Origin of the sequence: Clavibacter sp. VKM Ac-2873 (assembly GCF_015351075.1) — a bacterium.
Taxonomy (GTDB): Bacteria; Actinomycetota; Actinomycetes; order Actinomycetales; family Microbacteriaceae; genus Clavibacter.
The window spans coordinates 131,338-151,457 of record NZ_JADKRS010000001.1; the positions used below are offsets into that span (position 1 = coordinate 131,338).

Annotated in this window: 22 protein-coding genes; 13 read left to right on the top strand and 9 right to left on the bottom strand. The window is 71.7% G+C overall.

Annotated elements, in window-relative coordinates; genetic code table 11:
• The first annotated feature begins 91 nt into the window (after positions 1-91).
• The 6 genes from sufB to ITJ44_RS00650 all read left to right on the top strand — a co-directional run bounded on the left by sufB (position 92) and on the right by ITJ44_RS00650 (position 5,992).
• Complete coding sequence (sufB, locus tag ITJ44_RS00625) at positions 92-1,510, top strand: Fe-S cluster assembly protein SufB (RefSeq protein ID WP_045528109.1); 1,419 nt, start codon at positions 92-94, stop codon at positions 1,508-1,510.
• Positions 1,511-2,722, top strand: a complete 1,212-nt coding sequence (gene sufD, locus ITJ44_RS00630) for a Fe-S cluster assembly protein SufD (RefSeq protein ID WP_194632873.1) — start codon at positions 1,511-1,513, stop codon at positions 2,720-2,722. It begins immediately after the preceding gene.
• The gene (locus ITJ44_RS00635) at positions 2,719-3,039 is read left to right on the top strand and encodes a non-heme iron oxygenase ferredoxin subunit (protein ID WP_045528105.1); all 321 of its coding nucleotides are present in this window, start codon (positions 2,719-2,721) and stop codon (positions 3,037-3,039) included. Before sufD ends, ITJ44_RS00635 begins: the two co-directional genes overlap by 4 nt.
• Before the next feature lie 13 nt (positions 3,040-3,052).
• Positions 3,053-3,838 (top strand): Fe-S cluster assembly ATPase SufC, encoded by a 786-nt coding sequence (gene sufC, locus ITJ44_RS00640; RefSeq protein ID WP_194632874.1) that lies wholly within the window; start codon positions 3,053-3,055, stop codon positions 3,836-3,838.
• Positions 3,835-4,170 (top strand): metal-sulfur cluster assembly factor, encoded by a 336-nt coding sequence (locus ITJ44_RS00645; protein WP_012299299.1) that lies wholly within the window; start codon positions 3,835-3,837, stop codon positions 4,168-4,170. The genes sufC and ITJ44_RS00645 overlap by 4 nt, the downstream gene beginning before the upstream one ends.
• Positions 4,171-4,393: 223 nt before the next feature.
• Positions 4,394-5,992, top strand: a complete 1,599-nt coding sequence (locus ITJ44_RS00650; RefSeq protein ID WP_194632875.1) for an ABC-F family ATP-binding cassette domain-containing protein — start codon at positions 4,394-4,396, stop codon at positions 5,990-5,992.
• Positions 5,993-5,998: 6 nt separating this feature from the next.
• Here the strand turns inward: ITJ44_RS00650 and ITJ44_RS00655 are convergent, their stop codons facing one another.
• From ITJ44_RS00655 to ITJ44_RS00665, 3 genes are read right to left on the bottom strand one after another with little or no spacing between them, the layout of a single operon-like run.
• Positions 5,999-6,844 carry an SURF1 family protein gene (locus ITJ44_RS00655; RefSeq protein WP_194632876.1) on the bottom strand — a complete coding sequence of 282 codons (846 nt, stop codon included), beginning with the start codon at positions 6,842-6,844 and terminating at the stop codon, positions 5,999-6,001.
• Entirely contained in the window at positions 6,841-7,098 is a 258-nt protein-coding gene (locus tag ITJ44_RS00660; protein ID WP_194632877.1) for a hypothetical protein, read from the bottom strand. Before ITJ44_RS00660 ends, ITJ44_RS00655 begins: the two co-directional genes overlap by 4 nt.
• Entirely contained in the window at positions 7,095-7,568 is a 474-nt protein-coding gene (locus tag ITJ44_RS00665; protein ID WP_194632878.1) for a DUF3099 domain-containing protein, read from the bottom strand. Before ITJ44_RS00665 ends, ITJ44_RS00660 begins: the two co-directional genes overlap by 4 nt.
• A 119-nt stretch (positions 7,569-7,687) precedes the next feature.
• Here ITJ44_RS00665 and fabG point away from each other — a divergent pair, with 119 nt between their 5' ends.
• Positions 7,688-8,398 carry a 3-oxoacyl-ACP reductase FabG gene (fabG, locus tag ITJ44_RS00670; RefSeq protein WP_194632879.1) on the top strand — a complete coding sequence of 237 codons (711 nt, stop codon included), beginning with the start codon at positions 7,688-7,690 and terminating at the stop codon, positions 8,396-8,398.
• Positions 8,399-8,421: 23 nt separating this feature from the next.
• Complete coding sequence (locus tag ITJ44_RS00675; RefSeq protein ID WP_194632880.1) at positions 8,422-9,378, top strand: aminoglycoside phosphotransferase family protein; 957 nt, start codon at positions 8,422-8,424, stop codon at positions 9,376-9,378.
• A gap of 29 nt (positions 9,379-9,407) precedes the next feature.
• Here the strand turns inward: ITJ44_RS00675 and serB are convergent, their stop codons facing one another.
• Both serB and ITJ44_RS00685 read right to left on the bottom strand, forming a co-directional pair.
• Positions 9,408-10,106: a phosphoserine phosphatase SerB gene (gene serB / locus ITJ44_RS00680; protein ID WP_194632881.1), complete on the bottom strand. Its 699-nt coding sequence runs from the start codon at positions 10,104-10,106 to the stop codon at positions 9,408-9,410.
• Positions 10,103-11,344, bottom strand: a complete 1,242-nt coding sequence (locus ITJ44_RS00685; RefSeq protein ID WP_194632882.1) for a glucose-1-phosphate adenylyltransferase — start codon at positions 11,342-11,344, stop codon at positions 10,103-10,105. The genes serB and ITJ44_RS00685 overlap by 4 nt, the downstream gene beginning before the upstream one ends.
• A gap of 46 nt (positions 11,345-11,390) precedes the next feature.
• On the opposite strand from ITJ44_RS00685, the gene glgA reads away from it, so the two are divergent.
• The 3 genes from glgA to ITJ44_RS00700 all read left to right on the top strand — a co-directional run bounded on the left by glgA (position 11,391) and on the right by ITJ44_RS00700 (position 13,839).
• Positions 11,391-12,575: a glycogen synthase gene (glgA, locus tag ITJ44_RS00690; RefSeq protein ID WP_194632883.1), complete on the top strand. Its 1,185-nt coding sequence runs from the start codon at positions 11,391-11,393 to the stop codon at positions 12,573-12,575.
• An 87-nt stretch (positions 12,576-12,662) separates the two neighbouring features.
• A complete protein-coding gene (locus ITJ44_RS00695) occupies positions 12,663-13,451 on the top strand; it encodes an ABC transporter ATP-binding protein (protein WP_194632884.1) in 789 nt (262 codons plus the stop codon).
• 133 nt (positions 13,452-13,584) lie between these two features.
• Positions 13,585-13,839 carry a type B 50S ribosomal protein L31 gene (locus ITJ44_RS00700; RefSeq protein ID WP_015490388.1) on the top strand — a complete coding sequence of 85 codons (255 nt, stop codon included), beginning with the start codon at positions 13,585-13,587 and terminating at the stop codon, positions 13,837-13,839.
• A 98-nt stretch (positions 13,840-13,937) separates the two neighbouring features.
• Here the strand turns inward: ITJ44_RS00700 and ITJ44_RS00705 are convergent, their stop codons facing one another.
• Both ITJ44_RS00705 and treS read right to left on the bottom strand, forming a co-directional pair.
• On the bottom strand, positions 13,938-14,639 hold the full coding sequence (locus ITJ44_RS00705; protein ID WP_194632885.1) for a 3'-5' exonuclease: 702 nt from the start codon (positions 14,637-14,639) through the stop codon (positions 13,938-13,940).
• Between the two features lie 10 nt (positions 14,640-14,649).
• Positions 14,650-16,383, bottom strand: coding sequence for a maltose alpha-D-glucosyltransferase (gene treS / locus ITJ44_RS00710; protein WP_174239530.1), 1,734 nt, complete (start codon positions 16,381-16,383; stop codon positions 14,650-14,652).
• A gap of 126 nt (positions 16,384-16,509) precedes the next feature.
• On the opposite strand from treS, the gene ITJ44_RS00715 reads away from it, so the two are divergent.
• Positions 16,510-17,406: an alpha/beta fold hydrolase gene (locus tag ITJ44_RS00715; protein WP_194632886.1), complete on the top strand. Its 897-nt coding sequence runs from the start codon at positions 16,510-16,512 to the stop codon at positions 17,404-17,406.
• Positions 17,403-18,497 (top strand): glycosyltransferase family 1 protein, encoded by a 1,095-nt coding sequence (locus tag ITJ44_RS00720; RefSeq protein ID WP_194632887.1) that lies wholly within the window; start codon positions 17,403-17,405, stop codon positions 18,495-18,497. The genes ITJ44_RS00715 and ITJ44_RS00720 overlap by 4 nt, the downstream gene beginning before the upstream one ends.
• A gap of 42 nt (positions 18,498-18,539) precedes the next feature.
• Here the strand turns inward: ITJ44_RS00720 and ITJ44_RS00725 are convergent, their stop codons facing one another.
• Both ITJ44_RS00725 and ITJ44_RS00730 read right to left on the bottom strand, forming a co-directional pair.
• Positions 18,540-19,175: a histidine phosphatase family protein gene (locus ITJ44_RS00725; RefSeq protein ID WP_194632888.1), complete on the bottom strand. Its 636-nt coding sequence runs from the start codon at positions 19,173-19,175 to the stop codon at positions 18,540-18,542.
• On the bottom strand, positions 19,172-20,026 hold the full coding sequence (locus ITJ44_RS00730; RefSeq protein WP_194632889.1) for a Sir2 family NAD-dependent protein deacetylase: 855 nt from the start codon (positions 20,024-20,026) through the stop codon (positions 19,172-19,174). The genes ITJ44_RS00725 and ITJ44_RS00730 overlap by 4 nt, the downstream gene beginning before the upstream one ends.
• Between the last annotated feature and the right edge of the window lie 94 nt (positions 20,027-20,120).

The following is a 20,120-nucleotide window of genomic DNA, read 5'->3' on the forward strand; positions in this document are numbered from 1 at the left end:
CTTCCTCTCGTCACCGAAGCGGCGTCGCCGTGCGGGGGGTACATGCCGATACGGCGCTGATACGCCCAGATCGTCAGGAAAGCAGGTAGCCATGTCAGATGTGCTCATCGACCGACCGGAGCTCGAGAGCCTGGGGCAGTACGAGTTCGGCTGGTCCGACTCGGACGTCGCCGGGGCGTCGGCCAAGCGCGGCATCTCCCCTCAGGTCGTCGCCGACATCTCGCGCCGCAAGGACGAGCCGGAGTGGATGCTCGCCAACCGCATGAAGGGCTACGAGCTCTTCGGCAAGAAGCCCATGCCGACCTGGGGTGCCGACCTGTCCGGCATCGACTTCGACAACATCAAGTACTTCGTGCGCTCCACGGAGAAGCAGGCCCAGACGTGGGAGGACCTGCCCGACGACATCAAGAACACCTACGAGCGGCTCGGCATCCCCGAGGCCGAGCGGCAGCGCCTGGTCTCCGGCGTCGCGGCCCAGTACGAGTCCGAGGTCGTCTTCCACTCCATCCAGAAGGAGCTCGAGGACCAGGGCGTCATCTTCATGGACACCGACACCGCGCTGCGCGAGCACCCGGAGCTCTTCAAGGAGTACTTCGGCACCGTCATCCCGGCCGGCGACAACAAGTTCGCGGCGCTCAACACGGCCGTCTGGTCGGGCGGCTCGTTCGTGTACGTGCCCAAGGGCGTCCACGTCGAGATCCCGCTGCAGGCGTACTTCCGCATCAACACCGAGAACATGGGCCAGTTCGAGCGGACGCTGATCATCGCCGACGAGGGCAGCTACGTCCACTACATCGAGGGCTGCACCGCGCCCATCTACAAGTCCGACTCGCTGCACTCCGCGGTCGTCGAGATCATCGTGAAGAAGGACGCCCGCGTCCGCTACACGACCATCCAGAACTGGTCCAACAACGTCTACAACCTCGTCACGAAGCGCGCGACGGCGGCGGAGGGCGCGACCATGGAGTGGATCGACGGCAACATCGGATCCAAGGTCACGATGAAGTACCCGTCCATCTACCTCATGGGCGAGCGCGCCAAGGGCGAGACCCTGTCCGTCGCCTTCGCCGGCCCCGGCCAGCACCAGGACGCCGGCGCGAAGATGGTGCACATGGCGCCGTACACGCAGTCGTCGATCGTCTCCAAGTCCATCGCGCGCGGCGGTGGCCGGGCCGGCTACCGCGGCGAGATCCGCGTGGACGCGGCCGCCCACCACTCCGCCAACACCGTCCGCTGCGACGCCCTGCTGGTCGACACCATCTCCCGCTCCGACACGTACCCCGCGATCGACATCCGGGTGGACGACGTCCAGCTCGGCCACGAGGCGACCGTCTCGCGCGTCAGCGAGGAGCAGCTGTTCTACCTGATGAGCCGGGGCATGCCCGAGGACGAGGCCATGGCCATGATCGTCCGCGGCTTCATCGAGCCCATCGCCCGAGAGCTGCCCATGGAGTACGCGCTCGAACTCAACAAGCTCATCGAGATGGGCATGGAAGGATCCGTCGGCTAGATGACGACCCCACTCGCCACCACAGAAGCCCCCGTCCCCGCCGACCAGCACGGCGCCCGGGCGCACACCGACGGAGGGTGGGCGACCGTCCCCATCCAGACGCGCTCCGAGCGCTTCACGTCCACGGACGTCGAGGCGTTCGAGGCCGTCACCGGCCGTGAGGCCGTCTGGAAGCTGACGCCCGTCCGCCGGCTCGACGACCTCATCTCGGGTGAGCTCGACGGCGCGCGCTACCCGGTCACCAGCTCCGAGGCCGCCGGCACGTCCGTGACCTGGATCGCCCGCGACGACGCCCGCATCGGCACCGCAGGCGCTCCCGAGGACCGCGCCCAGGCCAACGCCTGGTCGTCGTTCGGCGAGGCGCTCGCCATCGACGTGTCGGGGGAGGAGCGCGTCACCGTCACGGTCGGCCGCTCCGAGCTCGGGTCGAGCCCCCGCGCCGCGCACACCGTCATCACCGCGGCGCCCTTCAGCCGCGGCGTGGTCATCCTCGACAACGTCGGATCGGCGTCCCTCGTCGAGAACGTCGAGATCGTCGTCGGCGACCAGGCCGAGCTCACCGTCGTCACCGTGCAGCAGTGGGACGCGGAGGCGCGCCACCTGGCCGCCCACCAGGCGGTCGTCGGCCGCGACGCCAAGCTCAAGCACGTGGTGGTGACGCTCGGCGGATCCATCGTCCGGGTCAACCCCTCGGCGCACCTCTCGAACGAGGGCGCCGACGGCGAGCTGCTCGGCGTGTACTTCGCCGACGCGGGCCAGCACCTCGAGCAGCAGGTGTACGTCGACCACGACGCCCCGAACACCCGCAGCCGCGTCACCTACAAGGGGGCGCTGCAGGGGAAGGGCGCGCGCACCGTGTGGATCGGCGACGTGCTCATCCGCCGCTCCGCGCCCGGCACCGACAGCTACGAGCAGAACCGCAACCTCGTCCTCACGGACGGGACCCGCGCCGACTCGGTGCCGAACCTCGAGATCGAGACGGGCGAAATCGCCGGCGCCGGCCACGCGAGCGCCACGGGCCGCTTCGACGACGAGCAGCTGTTCTACCTGCAGGCACGCGGGATCACCGAGGAGGAGGCCCGACGCCTCGTCGTCCGCGGGTTCCTCAGCGAGATCGTGCAGCAGATCGGCGTCCCCGACCTCGAGGAGCGGCTCCAGGCCGCCATCGAGGCCGAGCTCGCCGCCAGCCCGTCCGCGGAGGTCGCACGATGACCGCCGTCCGCATCTGCGCCGTCGACGAGCTCGGCGAGAACGAGGCGCTCCGCATCGAGATCGAGGGCCTCGCCATCGCGCTCGTCAAGGACTCCTCGGGCACGGTGCACGCCATCGGCGACACCTGCACGCATGGCGACATCTCGTTGGCCGAGGGCTTCGTCGAGGGCGACACCCTGGAGTGCTGGGCCCATGGGTCCAAGTTCTCCCTCGAGACGGGCAAGCCGCGCACGCTGCCGGCCTACGAGCCCGTCCCCGTCTACCCCGTGTCGATCGTGGACGGCGACATCCACATCGACACCACCCCGAAGAGCTAGAGGAACCGCACGCATGTCAACTCTCACCATCACCGACCTGCACGTCAGCGTCGACACCGAGCAGGGTCGCAAGCAGATCCTCAAGGGCGTCGACCTCACGATCAACGAGGGCGAGATCCACGCGATCATGGGGCCCAACGGCTCGGGCAAGTCCACCCTCGCGTACACGATCTCGGGTCACCCCAAGTACCACGTCGACTCCGGCTCGATCACGCTCGACGGCGTCGAGGTCCTCGACATGACGGTGGACGAGCGCGCCCGCGCCGGCCTGTTCCTCGCCATGCAGTACCCGGTCGAGATCCCCGGCGTCACCACCACCAACTTCCTGCGTACCGCGAAGACCGCGATCGACGGCGAGGCCCCGGCCATCCGCGGCTGGATCAAGGACGTCCGCAGCTCCATGGCGGCGCTCAAGATGGACCCCGCGTTCGCCGAGCGCAACGTCAACGAGGGCTTCTCCGGCGGCGAGAAGAAGCGCAACGAGGTCCTCCAGCTCGAGCTGCTGAAGCCGAAGTTCGCGGTGCTCGACGAGACCGACTCCGGCCTCGACGTCGACGCGCTCAAGATCGTCTCCGAGGGCGTCAACCGCGCGAAGGCGAACACGGGCCTCGGCCTCCTGCTCATCACGCACTACACGCGCATCCTCCGCTACATCCAGCCCGACTTCGTGCACGTCTTCGTCGCGGGCCGGGTCGCCGAGCAGGGCGGCCGCGAGCTGGCCGACCGGCTCGAGGAGGAGGGCTACGACCGCTTCCTCCCGGCTGCGGGTCTCGCGCCCTCGACCACGGTGGACGCGTGAGCACGCAGAGCACGCTGACCCCGCAGAAGTTCGACGAGGTCGAGGAGGCGCTCAAGGACGTGATGGATCCCGAGCTCGGGATCAACGTGGTCGACCTCGGCCTCATCTACGACCTGGCGTGGGACGACGAGAACGACGCCCTCATCATCCACATGACGCTGACGTCGGCGGGCTGCCCGCTCACCGACGTGCTCGAGGAGCAGACGGCCGAGGCGCTCGACGGCGTCGTGGCCGCGTTCCGCATCAACTGGGTGTGGATGCCGCCGTGGGGTCCGGACCGGATCACCGACGACGGCCGCGACATGATGCGGGCCCTCGGCTTCTCCATGTGATCCCCGCTCCACCGCTCGTCGACGACGGCCCCACCCGCTCCCGGGTGGGGCCGTCGTCGCGTCGCCCGTCCCGCCCGGGGAGGCCCGCGGCGCCGACGTCTCGTACACTGGACCGGTCGGGTCCGATGGACGCCCTCGACCGACCGGGCTCGACCCCCTCTGCTGCGGGTCGCCCCTCTCCCACGGACCGTGGGACATCCGCTCAACAGAAGGACCCCTCACCGTGCTCGCTGTACACGACCTGGAGCTGCGCGTCGGCGCCCGCGTCCTCATGGAGGACGTCTCGTTCCGGGTGAGCCCGGGGGACAAGATCGGCCTCGTCGGCCGCAACGGCGCCGGCAAGACGACGCTCACCAAGATCCTCGCGGGGGAGGGCCAGCCCACCGGCGGCCGCATCGACCGGTCCGGCGAGATCGGCTACCTCCCGCAGGACCCGCGCTCCGGCAACCCAGAGGACCTCGCCCGCACGCGCATCCTCGACGCCCGCGGCCTCGGCACGCTCTCGCTCGACATGCAGCGGGCGATGATCGACATGGCCTCCACGGACGACAAGGTCTCCGCCAAGGCGATGAAGGACTACGGCCGGCTCGAGGAGCGCTTCGTCGCGCTCGGCGGGTACGCGGCCGAGGCCGAGGCGGCGTCGATCGCGAGCAACCTGAGCCTCCCGGACCGGATCCTCGACCAGCCGCTCAGCACCCTCTCCGGCGGCCAGCGCCGCCGCATCGAGCTCGCGCGGATCCTCTTCTCCGGCGCCGACACGATGCTCCTCGACGAACCCACCAACCACCTCGACGCCGACTCCGTCACCTGGCTGCGGGAGTTCCTCAAGGGCTACCAGGGCGGGCTGATCGTGATCAGCCACGACGTGGAGCTCGTCGGCGACACCGTGAACCGCGTCTTCTACCTCGACGCGAACCGCATGGTCATCGACATCTACAACATGGGCTGGAAGCACTACCAGCGCCAGCGCTCCGCCGACGAGGAGCGCCGCAAGAAGGAGCGCGCCAACGTCGAGAAGAAGGCGGGCGTCCTCCAGCTGCAGGCTGCGAAGTTCGGCGCCAAGGCGTCCAAGGCCGCCGCCGCCCACCAGATGGTGCGGCGCGCGGAGAAGATGCTGTCCGGCCTCGAGGAGGCGCGCGCCGTCGACCGCGTGGCCAAGCTGCGCTTCCCCGAGCCCGTCGCCTGCGGCCGCACGCCGCTCATGGCGAGCGACCTCAGCAAGAACTACGGCTCGCTCGAGATCTTCACGGCCGTCGACCTCGCGATCGACCGCGGCAGCAAGGTCGTCATCCTCGGCCTCAACGGCGCGGGCAAGACGACCCTGCTGCGGATCCTCGCGGGCGTCGACCAGCCCGACACCGGCAAGCTCGAGCCCGGCCACGGCCTGCGCGTCGGCTACTACGCGCAGGAGCACGAGACGATCGACGTGAAGCGCAGCGTGCTGGAGAACATGGTCTCCTCCTCGCCCGACATCTCGGAGATGGAGGCGCGGCGCGTGCTCGGCTCGTTCCTCTTCACGGGCGACGACTCGGCGAAGCCCGCCGGCGTCCTGTCCGGCGGCGAGAAGACGCGCCTCGCGCTCGCGATGATCGTCGTGTCCGGCGCCAACGTGCTGCTGCTCGACGAGCCCACCAACAACCTCGACCCCGCGAGCCGCGAGGAGATCCTCGGCGCGCTCAACACGTACTCCGGCGCCGTGGTGCTCGTGAGCCACGACTCGGGAGCGGTCGAGGCGCTCAACCCGGAGCGCGTCCTCATCATGCCGGAGGGCACCGAGGACCACTGGAGCCCCGACTACATGGACCTCATCGAGCTGGCCTGATCCTGGTCAGCGCGCCTCGTCGAGGATCCGGTCCTCGACGTCCGCGTCCGACGGCTGCTTCCGGGCGCGCTTGGCCTGCCGGCCCCGCTCGCGGTCCTGCTCCTCGGGGTCGTCCTGGTTGATGATGCGGTACTCGTTGCGGATCGCGACGCCGAGTCCGACGAACGCGATGACGGCGAACACCAGCCACTGGAACGCGTAGGAGAGGTGCGGCCCCTCGTCCTCCTCGGGACGCGGCGTCGCGAACGGCGCGGCGTCGACGGGTGCGGGGTCCTCGGAGATCAGCAGGCCGTAGGCGCCCGTGAACGTGGGCGACCCGACGCGCTCCGCGATGTCGGGCAGGTTGACGGTCGCGATCTGCCCCTCGGGCGCGGAGCGACCCGGCAGCTCCGGCTCGCCCGCCTTGAGGCGCGCCGTGATCGTGACCTCGCCGGCGGGCGGGGCGGGGACGGAGTCGGGGGAGTCCTGCGAGTTGCCGATGGGCACCCAGCCGCGGTCGACCACGAACACGCGGCCGTCGTCGAGGCGCAGGGGCGTGAGGACCTCGAAGCCGGGCTGGCCGTTGAAGGGCCGGTTGCGGGCGAGCAGCTGCTGGTCCACCAGGTAGGTGCCGGTCATCCGGACCGGGGTCCACTTCTGCGTGTCGACGTACGCCGACGTGTCGGCGAGGACCTGGTCGACCGGCTGGGCGGCGCGATCCCAGTTGTCCTCGACCTTGGCGATCTCGGCGAGGGCCTCGTCCCGGCGCGCGAACTGCCAGTGGCTGAGCAGGACGCACGCGATGGCGAAGACGACGGCGACGAGCAGATAGCCCGCCCACCTGCGGTTGAGCACGAAGCGCCAGCGGTTCACGCGATCGCCCCTGCGACGGGGGCGTCGATCCCGGCGACGCGCACGGGGAAGTCGCGCCCGGCGAGGAAGTCGCGCAGGAACTCCACGTGCTCGTCGCACGCGGTCCACGTCTTCACCCGGTCGGCCGCGTGGATGCGGGGGTTCCGCCACTCGACGCGCCACGCGGCGTCGAGGCGGCAGCCGGCGCGCGAGCACTCGACGACGTCGGAGGACGGCCCGGCCGATCCGAGGCCCCAGGAGGCGAGCCCGCTCACGCGTCGGTCGGGGTGTCGGGCGCGGTCGGTCCGCCCGCGGTCGTCGGACGAGCGGTGGGGTCCGGGGCGGCACCGGGCCCGCGACCGGTCTCGTAGGTCGTGAACGGCTCGGGCGTGGTGAACGGCTCGGACGCCTGGAACGGCTCCGACGGCACGTACGGTTCGGACGGCACGTACGGCTCCGCGGGCGGCGGGAAGCCGGAGTGGCGGGCGGACACGACGACCACGCCGCCGGGACGCTCGACCGCGGTGCCCTGGTTGCCGCCGACGTTCGCGAGGATGACGGCGAAGTACGGGAGCACGATGGCGCCGATGGCGGCGACGGCCAGCCACCAGCCCTGGAGGAAGAGGCAGGACAGGATGCAGACCATGCGGATGCTCATCGCGATGGTGTACTTCACCATGCGGGCATGGCGATCCTCCTGGGGCGACCGGGGGAGGCTGGTGACCGACTGCTGCGGAGCTGGCATGCGTGGATGGCGTCCTTCGGGGGAGCGACGCGCTCCCCATCGAGACCAGGGTACGCCCGGCCACCGATAGGCTCGTCCGCGTCCGCACGCCCCCTCCAAGCCGTAATGGAAGGTCCCCCATGAGCACCGCCCGCACCGTCGTCGTCACCGGAGGCAACAGGGGGATCGGGTACGCGATCGCCGAGGAGATGCTGCGCCGCGGCCACCGCGTCGCCGTCACCGCGCGCTCCGGCCAGGGCCCCGACGGCAGCCTCACGGTGCGCGCCGACGTGACCGACGCCGCGTCGGTCGACGCCGCCTTCACCGAGGTCGAGGCCGCGTACGGACCCGTTGAGGTGGTGGTCGCGAACGCCGGGATCACGCGCGACACGCTCATGATGCGCATGAGCGACGACGATTTCACCGAGGTCGTCGACACGAACCTGGGCGGGGCGTTCCGCGTCGTCAAGCGCGCCTCGAAGGGCATGCTCAAGGCGCGCTTCGGCCGCATCGTCCTCATCTCCAGCGTCGTCGGGCTGTACGGCTCCGGCGGCCAGGTCAACTACGCGGCGTCCAAGAGCGGCCTGGTGGGCCTCGCGCGCTCCGTCACGCGCGAGCTCGGCGCCCGGGGCATCACCGCGAACGTCGTCGCCCCCGGCTTCATCGAGACCGACATGACCGCCGAGCTGCCCGAGGCCACCGCGGCCGAGTACAGGAAGTCCATCCCGGCCGGCCGCTACGGCACCGCCGCCGAGGTCGCGGGCGTCGTGGCGTGGGTGTCCTCCGACGAGGCCGCGTACGTCTCCGGCGCCGTGATCCCGGTCGACGGCGGCCTCGGCATGGGCCACTGACCCCGCCCGTCGGGGAGCGCGTCGTGTCCGACCTCCTGGCGGCCTGGGACGTGGGTCCCGCCGCGCTCACCGAGCTGGGGGCCACGCACAACCACGCCTACCGCGTCGACGTCGACGGGGGATCCCGGTACCTGCTGCGCCTGCACGTCGCGCGCCGGAAGCAGCACGAGATCGACCTGGAGCTCGACTGGCTCGACGTGCTCGCGGCGCGCGGCTGGCCCTCGGTGCCCGGGCCGCAGCGCACGCGCGCCGGATCCTGGACGGCGACCGTCGAGGTCGCCGTCCCCGACGACGACGAGGTCGGCCTCCGCCGTGCCGTGGTCGGCGCGTCGGGCCAGCGCGTCGAGCGCCGCCTCGCGAGCCTGCTCACCTGGCACGACGGGGAGATGCTGAGCAGCCTCCCCGCCTCCTCGGACGCGGGGCCGTTCGCGGAGACGCTGGCCGCCCTGCATGCGGCCGGCGCGGATCCGGCCGCGGTCGCGCTCGCGGGCCAGCGCCGCCGCTACGACGCGGACTACGCGACCACGCGTCTCGAGCGCCTCGTCGAGGGCTTCCCCGGGATCATGGCCGACGGGTCGACGGCGGAGGCGCTGGCCGCCGCCATCGCGGAGCTCCGCGCCACGCTCGCCGAGGCCGGGCCGCCGATCATGGTGCACGGCGACTACCACCCGGGCAACCTGATCCAGGGGCCCGCCGGCGTCTCCGTCATCGACTTCGACCGCTGCGGGCTGGGGCCGGCCGGCCTCGACGTCGCCGCGGCGATCATGTACCTGGCGCCCCGGCAGCGCGCGCAGTTCCACCGGGCCTACACGGCGGCGGGCGGCAGCACGGGCGTCCCGGACGAGCGCTTCGGCGCGTTCATCTTCCTGGCGTACCTCGACAACGTCACGCACCTCGCGAGCCTGCCGTCGGAGCGGGAGCGCATGCCCGCCAACATCGCGCAGCTCGCGGCGATCGCGCGGGCGGTCGTCCGGGGCTGACCCGGGCCGATCTCGCGTCCGGGTCCGGGTCAGCGGGGGAGGCCGAGGAGCGCGAGCACCTGCGCGAGGTCACGGCGGTCGACGCACACGTCGGCGCGTCGGCGGACAGCGGGCTTCGCGTCGAACGCCACGGAGAGGCCGACCGCGGCCATCATCTCGAGGTCGTTGGCGCCGTCGCCCACCGCCACGACGCGGGCGAGCGGGATGCCGAGCCCGGCGCTCCACTCCTCGACGGCGGCGCGCTTGGCGGCTGCGTCGATGACCGGCCCCGTGACGCGCCCCGTGAGCCGTCCCTCGGCCGTCTCCAGGCGGTTGGCGCGCCAGAGGTCGAGCCCGAGGCGCTCGGCCAGCGGGTCCAGCAGCTCGTGGAAGCCGCCCGACACGACCGCCACGACGTGGCCCGCCTCGTGCAGCCCGGCGATCATGCGCTCGGCCCCGGGGGTGACGCGGATCCGTGCCCCGACGGCGGCGTGCACCGTGGTCGGCAGCCCGGCCAGCGTGGCGACCCGCGAGCGGAGGCTCTCCGCGAAGTCCAGCTCGCCGCGCATCGCCCGGTCGGTGACCGCGGCGACCTCGTCGAGCGAGCCGGCCTCGGCCGCCAGCAGCTCGATCGCCTCGTCCTCGATGAGGGTCGAGTCCACGTCGAGCACCACGAGCATGCGCGGGAGGGAGCGGGGGGCGGGCGACACCGACCGTGCGGCCAGCGTCACCGGGAGGACGGCGCTCACGGGGTGACGCGCACGCCCTTGCCCACGACGGTGATGCCGCCGTCGGTCACGGTGAAGCCCCGCGCGCGGTCGCGGTCGTGGTCGACGCCGACCGTGGCGCCGGGCTCGACCTCGACGTCCTTGTCGAGGATGGCGCGCGTGACGGTGGCGCCCGCCCCGATGTGGACCTTGTCGAACACGATGCTGTCGACGATGCGCGCGCCCGACTCCGCGATGACCCACGGGCCCAGCACGCTGCGCTCGACGTGGGCGCCGCTGATCACCCCGCCGAGCGAGGTGATCGAGTCGATCATGGTGCCCGTGTTCCCCTGCGCGTCGCGGACGAACTTCGCCGGGGGGCTGTTGAGCTGCTGGCTGAAGATCGGCCAGTCCTTGTTGTAGAGGTTGAACACGGGCAGGGCCGAGATGAGGTCCTGGTGCGCGTCGAAGAACGACTCGATGGTGCCGACGTCGCGCCAGTAGTAGCGGTCGCGGTCGTTGGCGCCGGGCACCTCGTTGCGGTTGAGGTCGTAGACGCCGGCGTTGCCCTGCTCCACGAACCACGGCACGATGTCGCCGCCCATGTCGTGCGCGGACTCCGCGTTCTCGCCGTCGCGCCGCACCGCGTCGATGAGCTGGTCGGTGTCGAAGACGTAGTTGCCCATGGACGCGAGCACCTCGCCGGGGGAGTCGTCGAGGCCCTGCGGATCCTTCGGCTTCTCGAGGAAGGCGCGGATCTGGTACGGGTTCGCGGGATCCACGTCGATGACGCCGAACTGGTCGGCGAGCTCGATCGGCTGGCGGATCGCCGCGACCGTCGCGCCGTGCCCGGAGGCGATGTGCGCCTCGATCATCTGGCTGAAGTCCATGCGGTACACGTGGTCGGCGCCCACCACGACGACGATGTCGGGCTTCTCGTCGTTGATGAGGTTGAGGCTCTGCAGGATCGCGTCGGCCGATCCGCTGAACCACCGCTTGCCGAGGCGCTGCTGCGCGGGCACCGAGGCGATGTAGGAGTTGAGCATCTGGTTGAGCCGCCAGGTCTGCGACACGTGACGGTCGAGCGAGTGCGACTTGTACTGCGTCAGAACCACGATCTGCGTGAGACCGGAGTTGATGAGGTTGGAGAGCGCGAAGTCGATCAGCCGGTACTGCCCGCCGAACGGGACGGCGGGCTTCGCCCGGTCCGCGGTGAGGGGCATGAGGCGCTTGCCCTCGCCGCCGGCGAGCACGATTCCAAAGATCTTCTTCGATGCCATTGGTCCAGCGTAGATGCACGTCGGGGCATGTACTAGCGTTCGACCAATGCGAGCAGACGTGATCACCAAGGAGTACCCGCCCGAGGTATACGGGGGTGCCGGCGTGCACGTGACGGAGCTCGTCAAGGCCATGAGGCAGAGGACCGAGGTCGTCGTCCGGGCATTCGGCGCGCCGCGCGACGAGCCCGGCGTCTTCTCCTATCCCGTCCCGGCGGAGCTGCGCGAGGCGAACGCGACCCTGCAGACGATGGCCGTCGACCTCGCGATCGCGAGCGACGTCGCGGGCGCCGACGTCGTCCACTCGCACACCTGGTACGCCAACCACGCGGGGCACGTCGCGTCGATGCTGCACGGGATCCCGCACGTCGTCACGGCGCACAGCCTCGAGCCGCTGCGCCCGTGGAAGGCCGAGCAGCTGGGTGGCGGCTACCGCGTCTCCAGCTGGATCGAGCGCACCGCGTACGAGGCGGCGGACGCCGTCATCGCCGTGAGCGACGGGATGAAGCGCGACATCCTGCGCTCGTACCCCGCGCTCGACGAGGCCCGGGTGCACACGGTCTACAACGGGATCGACCTCGAGGCGTGGTCGCCCGTGCACGACGACGAGCTCGTGCGCTCGCTCGGCATCGACCCGTCGCGGCCGTCGGTCGTGTTCGTCGGCCGGATCACCCGCCAGAAGGGCCTGCCCTACCTCCTCCGCGCCGCCGCGCTGCTGCCGGCCGACGTGCAGATGGTGCTGTGCGCGGGCGCGCCCGACACCCCCCAGATCATGGAGGAGGTCACGGCCCTCGTCCGCGGCCTGCAGGAGGAGCGCTCCGGCGTCGTGTGGATCGACCGGCTGCTGCCGCGACGCGAGCTGTCCGCCGTCCTCACGGCCGGCACGGTCTTCGTCTGCCCGTCCGTCTACGAGCCGCTCGGCATCGTGAACCTCGAGGCCATGGCGTGCGGCGCGCCCGTCGTCGGAACGGCCACGGGCGGGATCCCCGAGGTCGTCGACGACGGCGTCACCGGCCGCCTCGTCCCCATCGACCAGGCCACCGACGGCACGGGCACGCCCACCGATCCCGAGCGCTTCGTCCGCGACCTCGCGGACGCGCTGACCGAGGTCGTCGCGGATCCCGACGCCGCGCGGCGCATGGGGGAGGCCGGCCGCGTCCGCGCCGAGCGCGAGTTCGGCTGGGATCGCATCGCCCGCCAGACCGAGGCGATCTACGCGTCGATCCTGCGCTGACCGCGCCGCCCGGGTGCGCCCTCCGGCCCGCCCGGCGAACCGCACGGCCGGGAGGCGCAGGGGGCCCGGGCCGGTAGACTCGTGCGCATGAGCCACGTCCTCTCCCTGTCCGGAGTGTCCTTCGTCCGGAACGGGACGACCATCCTCGACCAGGTGGAGTGGACGGTGGACGGCGACGAGCGCTGGGTCGTCCTCGGGCCGAACGGCGCGGGGAAGACGAGCCTGCTGCAGATCGCCTCCGCCATGGCGCACCCGTCCTCGGGCACCGCGACGGTCCTCGACCACGAGCTCGGCCGCGTGGACGTCTTCGAGCTGCGCTCGCGCATCGGCTTCGCGTCGACCGCGATGGCACGCCGCATCCCGGCCGACGAGACGGTGCTCGATGTCGTGCTCACCGCGGCGTACTCGGTCACCGGCCGCTGGAACGAGGACTACGAGGACATCGACGTGCGTCGCGCGCAGCGCGTGCTGGCCGAGTGGCGCCTCGGTCACCTCGAGCAGCGCCGGTTCGGCACGCTGAGCGACGGCGAGCAGAAGCGCGTGCAGATCGCCCGCTCGATCATGACCGACCCCGAGCTGCTGCTCCTCGACGAGCCGGCCGCGAGCCTCGACCTCGGCGCCCGCGAGGAGCTCCTGCAGCTTCTCGGCGGCTACGCCTCGGCGCCCGAGGCGCCCGGCATCGTCATGGTCACGCACCACGTCGAGGAGATCCCGCGGGGATTCACGCACGGCCTGCTCCTGCGCGACGGCGCGGTCGTCGCGGCCGGGCCGCTCGCGGACGTGATCACGGCGGACAACCTGGGCCGCGCCTTCGGCCTCGCGCTCGAGGTCACCCACGACGACGGCCGGTTCACGGCCCGCGCCGTCCGCCCCTGACGTCGACGCGCCACCACCGGCGCGCCGACCCGTTCCCGGCACCCGTCTGGTAGGCTCGTCCACTGGTCCGGTGATCATCCCGGGCACCCACGCTTCCCGCGCACGATATCGAACCGACGAAGGACACTCCCCGATGAAGACCGACATCCACCCCCAGTACGCCCCCGTCGTCTTCCGCGACCTCGCCTCCGGTGCGACGTTCCTCACCCGCTCGACCGTCGGCAGCTCCAAGACCATCGAGTGGGAGGACGGCAACACCTACCCCGTCATCGACGTCGAGATCTCGAGCGAGTCCCACCCGTTCTACACGGGCAAGCAGCGCATCATGGACTCCGCCGGTCGCGTCGAGAAGTTCAACTCGCGCTACGCGGGCTTCGGCAAGAAGTAGCAGCTCTCCCGCTGCAGCACGAAGGGCGCCCGGCTCCGGCCGGGCGCCCTTCGTCGTCCCCGGCGCCGCCCTCGCGCGGAGGGCGACACCGGTCGGCGTCAGCTGCCGGCGTGACGCTCGGGCCAGGCGCCCGAGGTCGTGAACGCCGGATCCCGCGTGCGCCGCATGTAGTCCTGGAAGCTCTCCGCCTGCGCGCGCGACCAGTCGACCTGGCGGTCGTGCAGGTCGAGGACGGGGATGTCGAGCTGGTCGGCGTAGCGCCCGACGATGGCCTGGGCGACGCGGCCGGCCGCGATGGCGTCCGCGCCGGCGTCGTGCGCGTCGTCGAGGCGGACGCCGTAGTGCTCGGCCGCGACGGACAGCGTGCGCTTGCCGCGCCGGTAGGTGTCCACGGCCTTGTCGATGACGAGCGGGTCGATGACGGGGCCGGTGTCGCGCAGCGGCTCGACACCGTGCCGCACCGCCTCCCGGTTGAGGAGCGTGAGGTCGTAGGGCGCGTTGTAGACGACGAGCGCGAGGCCGCGGGAGAACATGTCGCGGATCGTGGTGACGATCTCGAGCACGACCGCGGCCGCGTCGCGGCCCTCGGCCCGGGCGCGCTCCGTGGTGACCCCGTGGATGGCGGCCGCGCCCGCGGGGATCTCGACGCCGGGATCCGCGAGCCAGTCGTGCCGTTCGACGACCTGTCCCTCCGGGTCGAGCACGACGATGCACGCCGTGACGATGCGAGCCGTCTCGACGTCCACCCCCGTCGTCTCGAGGTCGAACGAGGCCAGGGTGTCGTGCCAGCGGGAGCTCATCCTGTAGATGCTACGGGCGACCGCCGATGGCGGGCGCACCCATGTGCAGCCAGTAGAAGCTCTGCGTCGCGAGCGTCAGCGTGAGCCGGCCGTCGTCGCCGACGGTCGGGAAGACACCGCCGCCGAAGAGGTCGTAGAGCTGGGAGCCGGCGAAGTCGGACGCGTCGATGGTGACCGAGACCGGGTTGTGCGCGAACGAGAAGACGCACAGCACGTCCTCGGCGCGGTCGCCGAAGTGCGTGCCGCTGCCCTCGTAGGAGCGCACGAACGCGAGGACGCTCTCGTGGTCGGTCGGGAGCACGCGGATGGTGCCCTGGCCGAAGACCGGGTGGGCCTTGCGCACGTGGATCACGTTCCGCACCCAGTGCAGCAGCGAGCGCGACTGGGCGAGCTGCGACTCCACGTTGATCTGCGCGTAGTTGTAGACGAGCGACTGCACGACGGGCAGGTAGAGCTTGCCCGGGTCGGCCGTGGAGAAGCCGGCGTTGCGGTCCGGGGTCCACTGCATGGGCGTGCGGGACGCGTCGCGGTCCGGCAGCCAGATGTTGTCGCCCATGCCGATCTCGTCCCCGTAATAGAGGAACGGGCTGCCCGGGAGGGAGAACAGGAGCGCGTGCACGAGCTCGAGCTCGGCGCGCGAGTTGTCGAGCAGCGGCGCGAGGCGGCGGCGGATGCCGATGTTGACGCGCATGCGCGGGTCGTAGGCGTACCAGCCGTACATCGCCTGCCGGTACTCCTCGCTCACCATCTCGAGCGTGAGCTCGTCGTGGTTGCGGAGGAACACGCCCCACGCGGCGGCCTCGGGGATCTCGAACGTCTCGCTCATGATCCGCTTCAGCTCGTCCGCGGTCTGCGAGCGGAGGGAGTAGAAGATGCGCGGCATGATCGGGAAATCGAACGCCATGTGGCACTCGGGCTCCTCCTCGGTGCCGAGGAACGCGGAGACCTCGCGGGGCCACTGGTTCGCCTCGGCGATGAGGATGCGGCCCGGGTACTCCTCGTCGACCATGGCGCGCAGGCGCTTGAGGAACTCGTGCGTCGCGGGCTCGCCCTCGCCGTTGCCCTCCTCAGTCTCGTAGAGGTACGGGATCGCGTCGAGGCGCAGGCCGTCGACGCCCATGTCGAGCCAGTGGCGGATGACGCCGTAGATGGCCTCGTGCACCTTCGGGTTGTCGAAGTTGAGGTCGGGCTGGTGCGAGAAGAAGCGGTGGAAGAAGAACTGGCGGCGCACCGGGTCGAAGGTCCAGTTGGACTCCTCGGTGTCGACGAAGATGACGCGGATGTCCTCGTACTTCTCGTCGGTGTCGCTCCAGACGTAGAAGTCGCCGTAGGGGCCGTCGGGGTCCGACCGGGACTGCTGGAACCACTCGTGCTGGTCGGAGGTGTGGTTCATCACGAGGTCGATGACGATGCGCATGTTGCGCTCGTGCGACTTCGTGACGAGCTCCTTGAAGTCGTCGAGCGTGCCGAACTCGGGGAGGACGGACATGTAGTCGCTGATGTCGTAGCCGCCGTCACGGAGCGGCGACTGGAAGAAGGGCGGGATCCACAGGCCGTCGATGCCGAGCCACTGCAGGTAGTCGAGCTTGGAGATGAGCCCCTGGATGTCGCCCGTGCCGTCGCCGTTCGAGTCGACGAAGGAGCGGATCATCACCTCGTAGAACACCGAGCGCTTGTACCACTGCTTGTCGAGGGTGAGGCCGGGCAGGGTGATGGGGGCGGTGAAGCTCACGGTTCTCCTCATGGGCGCGACGGGGGCGTCGACTCGGGGCGGGAATGCTCGTCCGCAACTCTAGGCGCGGATGGCCGGGCGGACGGAGCCCGGCGCGCCCGGGGGCGGGGGTCGCTCCCGCTCGTAGACTCGTCCCCGATGACCGTCCCCTCGCCCTACGCCGCCCAGCTCGACCGCATCCCCGTGGTCCGCCGCACCGCCGACCTCCTCGGGAGCCGCACCGCCTGGTGGGAGTACGGGCCCTCCGACGCCCCGCTCGTGCTCGTCGTCGTGCACGGGTTCCGGGGCGACCACCACGGGCTGGAGCCCGTCGTCGCGCAGCTGCCGGGGGTGCGGATCCTCTCGCCCGACCTGCCCGGCTTCGGGGACTCGACGCCGCTCGTCGAGGCGCACCACGACATCGCGGGCTACTCCGCGTGGCTCCGCGCGTTCGTCGACGCGACCGGCACGCGCGACGCCACCGTGCTCGGCCACTCGTTCGGGTCGATCGTCGTCTCGGCCGCGCTCGCGGGCGGCCTGCCGAGCCCGCGCGCGATCCTCGTGAACCCGATCGCGGCGCCGGCGCTCGAGGGGCCGCGGGGGATCCTCACGCGGCTCGCCGTGCTCTACTACCGCGCCGCGGCCGTGCTGCCCGAGCGCGCGGGCTTCGGCCTGCTGCGCAACCGCGCCATCGTCCGCGTGATGAGCGAGGCCATGGCGAAGACGCGCGACCGGTCGCTGCGCCGGTGGATCAACGACCAGCACGACCGCTACTTCAGCGCGTTCAGCGACCGCCGCGTCGTGCTGGAGGCGTTCCGCGCGTCGGTGTCGTCGGACGCGAGCACCTACGCGCCCCGCGTGGGCGTCCCCGTGCTGCTCGTCGCGGCCGAGCGCGACGACATCACGCCCGTCGCCGCGCAGCACCGGCTGCAGCGCCTGTTCGCCGACGCCCGGCTCGAGGTGATCCCGCGGGTCGGGCACCTCATCCACTACGAGACGCCCCGGGAGGCGGCCGGTCCCATCCGCGCGTTCCTGGACGAGGGGAGCGCGTCATGAGGCTCGTGTTCGACTGCCGGTATACGCGCATCGGCCGGCACGACGGGATCAGCCGCTACGGCGCCGAGCTCGTCGCCCGGCTCGGCGCGCGCTTCGACGTGACCATGCTGATCAGCGACCACCGCCAGCTCGCGCTCCTGCCCGACCTGCCGTGGCAGCTGGTCAGCTCGCCGACCGGCCCGCGGGAGCCGTGGGTCGCGCGGCGCGTATCGCGGATGCGGCCCGACGTCGTCTACAGCCCCATGCAGACCATGGGCTCGCGCGGCCGCACCTACCCGCTCGTGCTCACGCTGCACGACCTCATCTACTACCGGCACCGGCGCCCGCCGCGGGACCTGCCCGCGCCCGTGCGCGCGCTGTGGCGCGCCTTCCACCTCGCGTGGTGGCCGCAGCGGCTCCTGCTCGACCGGGCCGACGCGATCGTGACGGTCAGCGAGACGACGCGCGGCCTCATCCGCGCGCACCGGCTGACGACGCGACCCGTGGTCGTCGTGCCGAACGCGGCCGACCTGACGCCCGCGCCCGACGGCAGCCCGGACGCGCCGCGCGACGCGCCCGGCGGGCGCACGCTCGTCTACATGGGCTCGTACATGCCCTACAAGAACGTCGAGACCCTCGTGCGCGCCGCCGACGACCTCCCCGAGCACGAGCTGCACCTGATGAGCCGCATCGGCGCGTCGGAGCGCGCGCGGCTGGAGGCGCTCGCGGACGGGGCGCGGCTCGTGTTCCGCGACGGCGCGAGCGACGGCGAGTACGCGTCCGTCCTCCGCAGCGCGACCGCGCTCCTCACGGCGTCCCGGGACGAGGGGTTCGGGATCCCCGTCATCGAGGCCATGAGCGTCGGCCTGCCCGTGGTGGTGAGCGACATCCCGATCTTCCGCGAGATCGGCGGCGACGCGGCGGTGTACGTGGATCCGGACGACGCCGAGGGGTTCGCGGCGGCCGTGCGCGCGCTGGAGGACCCGGACGAGTGGCGGCGGCGGTCGGCGGCGTGCATCGCCCGGGCCGCCGAGTACGACTGGGACAGGTCGGCGGAGGCGCTCGGCGACCTCCTCGAGCAGGTCGCGCGGACGGGGCGTCGCGGGGCCTGAGCCGCGCGATGCCCGCGTGCGCCCCGGGCGAGCGGCGTCGGGTCAGGCCCGGCGCGCCGGGTCGAGGTCGACGATCGCCCCCAGGTCGGCGATGCCGCCGAAGCGCAGCAGCGACAGCTCGCCGTCGACCACGCCGAACGTGTGCGCCGATCCGTTCTCGATCATCGGCCCCGGTCGTCCCACGAGCGTCGCGTCGAGGCTGCGGGCGAGCGCCGCGATGACGCCGCCGTGCGACACCGCGATGATCGAACCGCCCGGGTGCCGTTCCGCGAGGCGGAGGAGCGCCGCTCCCGCGCGCTCGGTGACGGACTCCACGGTCTCGCGGCCGGGCACGTCGCCGTCCGGGAACCGCGCCGCGATCTCGGTGTGCGTGAGCCCCTCCGCGAGCCCGTAGCGCCGCTCCGCCAGCGCCGGCTCCGGCAGCGGACCCGCCGCGGGCGCGCCGCCGAGCGCGAGGTGCTCCGCGATGATCGACGCGGTCTCGAATGCGCGGCTCAGCGGGCTCGCGTGCACCGCGTCCCAGCCCGCGCCGCCCGCGACGGCGGCGGCGAGCAGCGCGCCCGCGGTGGCGGCCTGCGCGCGGCCGGTGTCGTCGAGCGGGATGTCGCTGGATCCCTGCACGCGCCGCTCCACGTTCCACGCGGTGCGGCCGTGGCGGACGAGCACGATGCGCGTCACGACGCGAGCTCCGACGCGATGGCGCGGAGGATCTCGCTCGTGCCGCCCTCGAGGCGCACGGTCGCGCGGGTGTCGCCCTTCGTGGTGCCGCGGTTGAGGATCACGATCGGCATGCGGCTCCTCCGCGCGATCTCGAGCAGGCGGATGCCGGAGTTGACCGCGAGGGAGGATCCGGCGATGAGGAGCACGTCGGCGTCCTGGACGATGGCGCTCGCGTCGCGGAAGCGCTCCGTCGGCACGAGCTCGCCGAAGAACACCACGTCGGGCTTGAGCATGCCGCCGCAGACGCTGCAGACGGGGATCCGGAACCGGTCGACGTCGTGCACCTGCGCGTCGCCGTCCGGGTTCAGCTCGACCGCGTCCGGCTGGTCGAGCCACGGGTTCTCGGCGCTGATGCGGTCGGCGATCGACGAGCGCGCGTAGGCCTGGCCGCAGTCGAGGCACAGGACCCGGTCGAGCGAGCCGTGCAGGTCGACCACGCGACGGGATCCGGCGCGCTCGTGCAGGCCGTCGACGTTCTGCGTGACGAGACCGCCGACGACGCCGGCGGATTCCAGGTCGGCGAGCGCCCGGTGCCCGTCGTTGGGCCGCGCGGAGCTGAAGGCCTTCCAGCCGAGGTGCCCGCCCGCCCAGTAGCGGCGGCGGAAGTCGTCCCCCTCGCTGCGGAACTGCTGGAAGGTCATCGGGTTCCGCTTCGGGGCGCCCTCGCCGCGGTAGTCGGGGATGCCCGAGTCGGTGCTGAGGCCGGCGCCCGTGAGGACGGCGGTGCGACGGCCGCGCATCAGCTCGACCGCCTCGGCGATCGTGGACCCCGCGGGGGGTCGGGGATCGTCACGGAGAGCGGTGCTCATGGGGCCTCCCGGTGCCGAGCTGGCGCCCCGCCATGTCGGCGGGCGGCGACGGGGCAGGGCATCATTGTCCTGTTGAGTCTAGACAGCGCATCCC

What these genes read in the sequence shown, in the direction of transcription:
- sufB (WP_045528109.1), top strand. Translation starts at nt 92, where the DNA reads ATGTCAGATGTGCTCATCGACCGACCGGAGCTCGAGAGCCTGGGGCAG.
- sufD (WP_194632873.1), top strand. Translation starts at nt 1,511, where the DNA reads ATGACGACCCCACTCGCCACCACAGAAGCCCCCGTCCCCGCCGACCAG.
- ITJ44_RS00635 (WP_045528105.1), top strand. Translation starts at nt 2,719, where the DNA reads ATGACCGCCGTCCGCATCTGCGCCGTCGACGAGCTCGGCGAGAACGAG.
- sufC (WP_194632874.1), top strand. Translation starts at nt 3,053, where the DNA reads ATGTCAACTCTCACCATCACCGACCTGCACGTCAGCGTCGACACCGAG.
- ITJ44_RS00665 (WP_194632878.1), bottom strand. Translation starts at nt 7,568, where the DNA reads ATGCCAGCTCCGCAGCAGTCGGTCACCAGCCTCCCCCGGTCGCCCCAG.
- fabG (WP_194632879.1), top strand. Translation starts at nt 7,688, where the DNA reads ATGAGCACCGCCCGCACCGTCGTCGTCACCGGAGGCAACAGGGGGATC.
- ITJ44_RS00685 (WP_194632882.1), bottom strand. Translation starts at nt 11,344, where the DNA reads ATGGCATCGAAGAAGATCTTTGGAATCGTGCTCGCCGGCGGCGAGGGC.
- glgA (WP_194632883.1), top strand. Translation starts at nt 11,391, where the DNA reads ATGCGAGCAGACGTGATCACCAAGGAGTACCCGCCCGAGGTATACGGG.
- ITJ44_RS00695 (WP_194632884.1), top strand. Translation starts at nt 12,663, where the DNA reads ATGAGCCACGTCCTCTCCCTGTCCGGAGTGTCCTTCGTCCGGAACGGG.
- ITJ44_RS00700 (WP_015490388.1), top strand. Translation starts at nt 13,585, where the DNA reads ATGAAGACCGACATCCACCCCCAGTACGCCCCCGTCGTCTTCCGCGAC.
- ITJ44_RS00705 (WP_194632885.1), bottom strand. Translation starts at nt 14,639, where the DNA reads ATGAGCTCCCGCTGGCACGACACCCTGGCCTCGTTCGACCTCGAGACG.
- treS (WP_174239530.1), bottom strand. Translation starts at nt 16,383, where the DNA reads ATGAGGAGAACCGTGAGCTTCACCGCCCCCATCACCCTGCCCGGCCTC.
- ITJ44_RS00715 (WP_194632886.1), top strand. Translation starts at nt 16,510, where the DNA reads ATGACCGTCCCCTCGCCCTACGCCGCCCAGCTCGACCGCATCCCCGTG.
- ITJ44_RS00720 (WP_194632887.1), top strand. Translation starts at nt 17,403, where the DNA reads ATGAGGCTCGTGTTCGACTGCCGGTATACGCGCATCGGCCGGCACGAC.
- ITJ44_RS00730 (WP_194632889.1), bottom strand. Translation starts at nt 20,026, where the DNA reads ATGAGCACCGCTCTCCGTGACGATCCCCGACCCCCCGCGGGGTCCACG.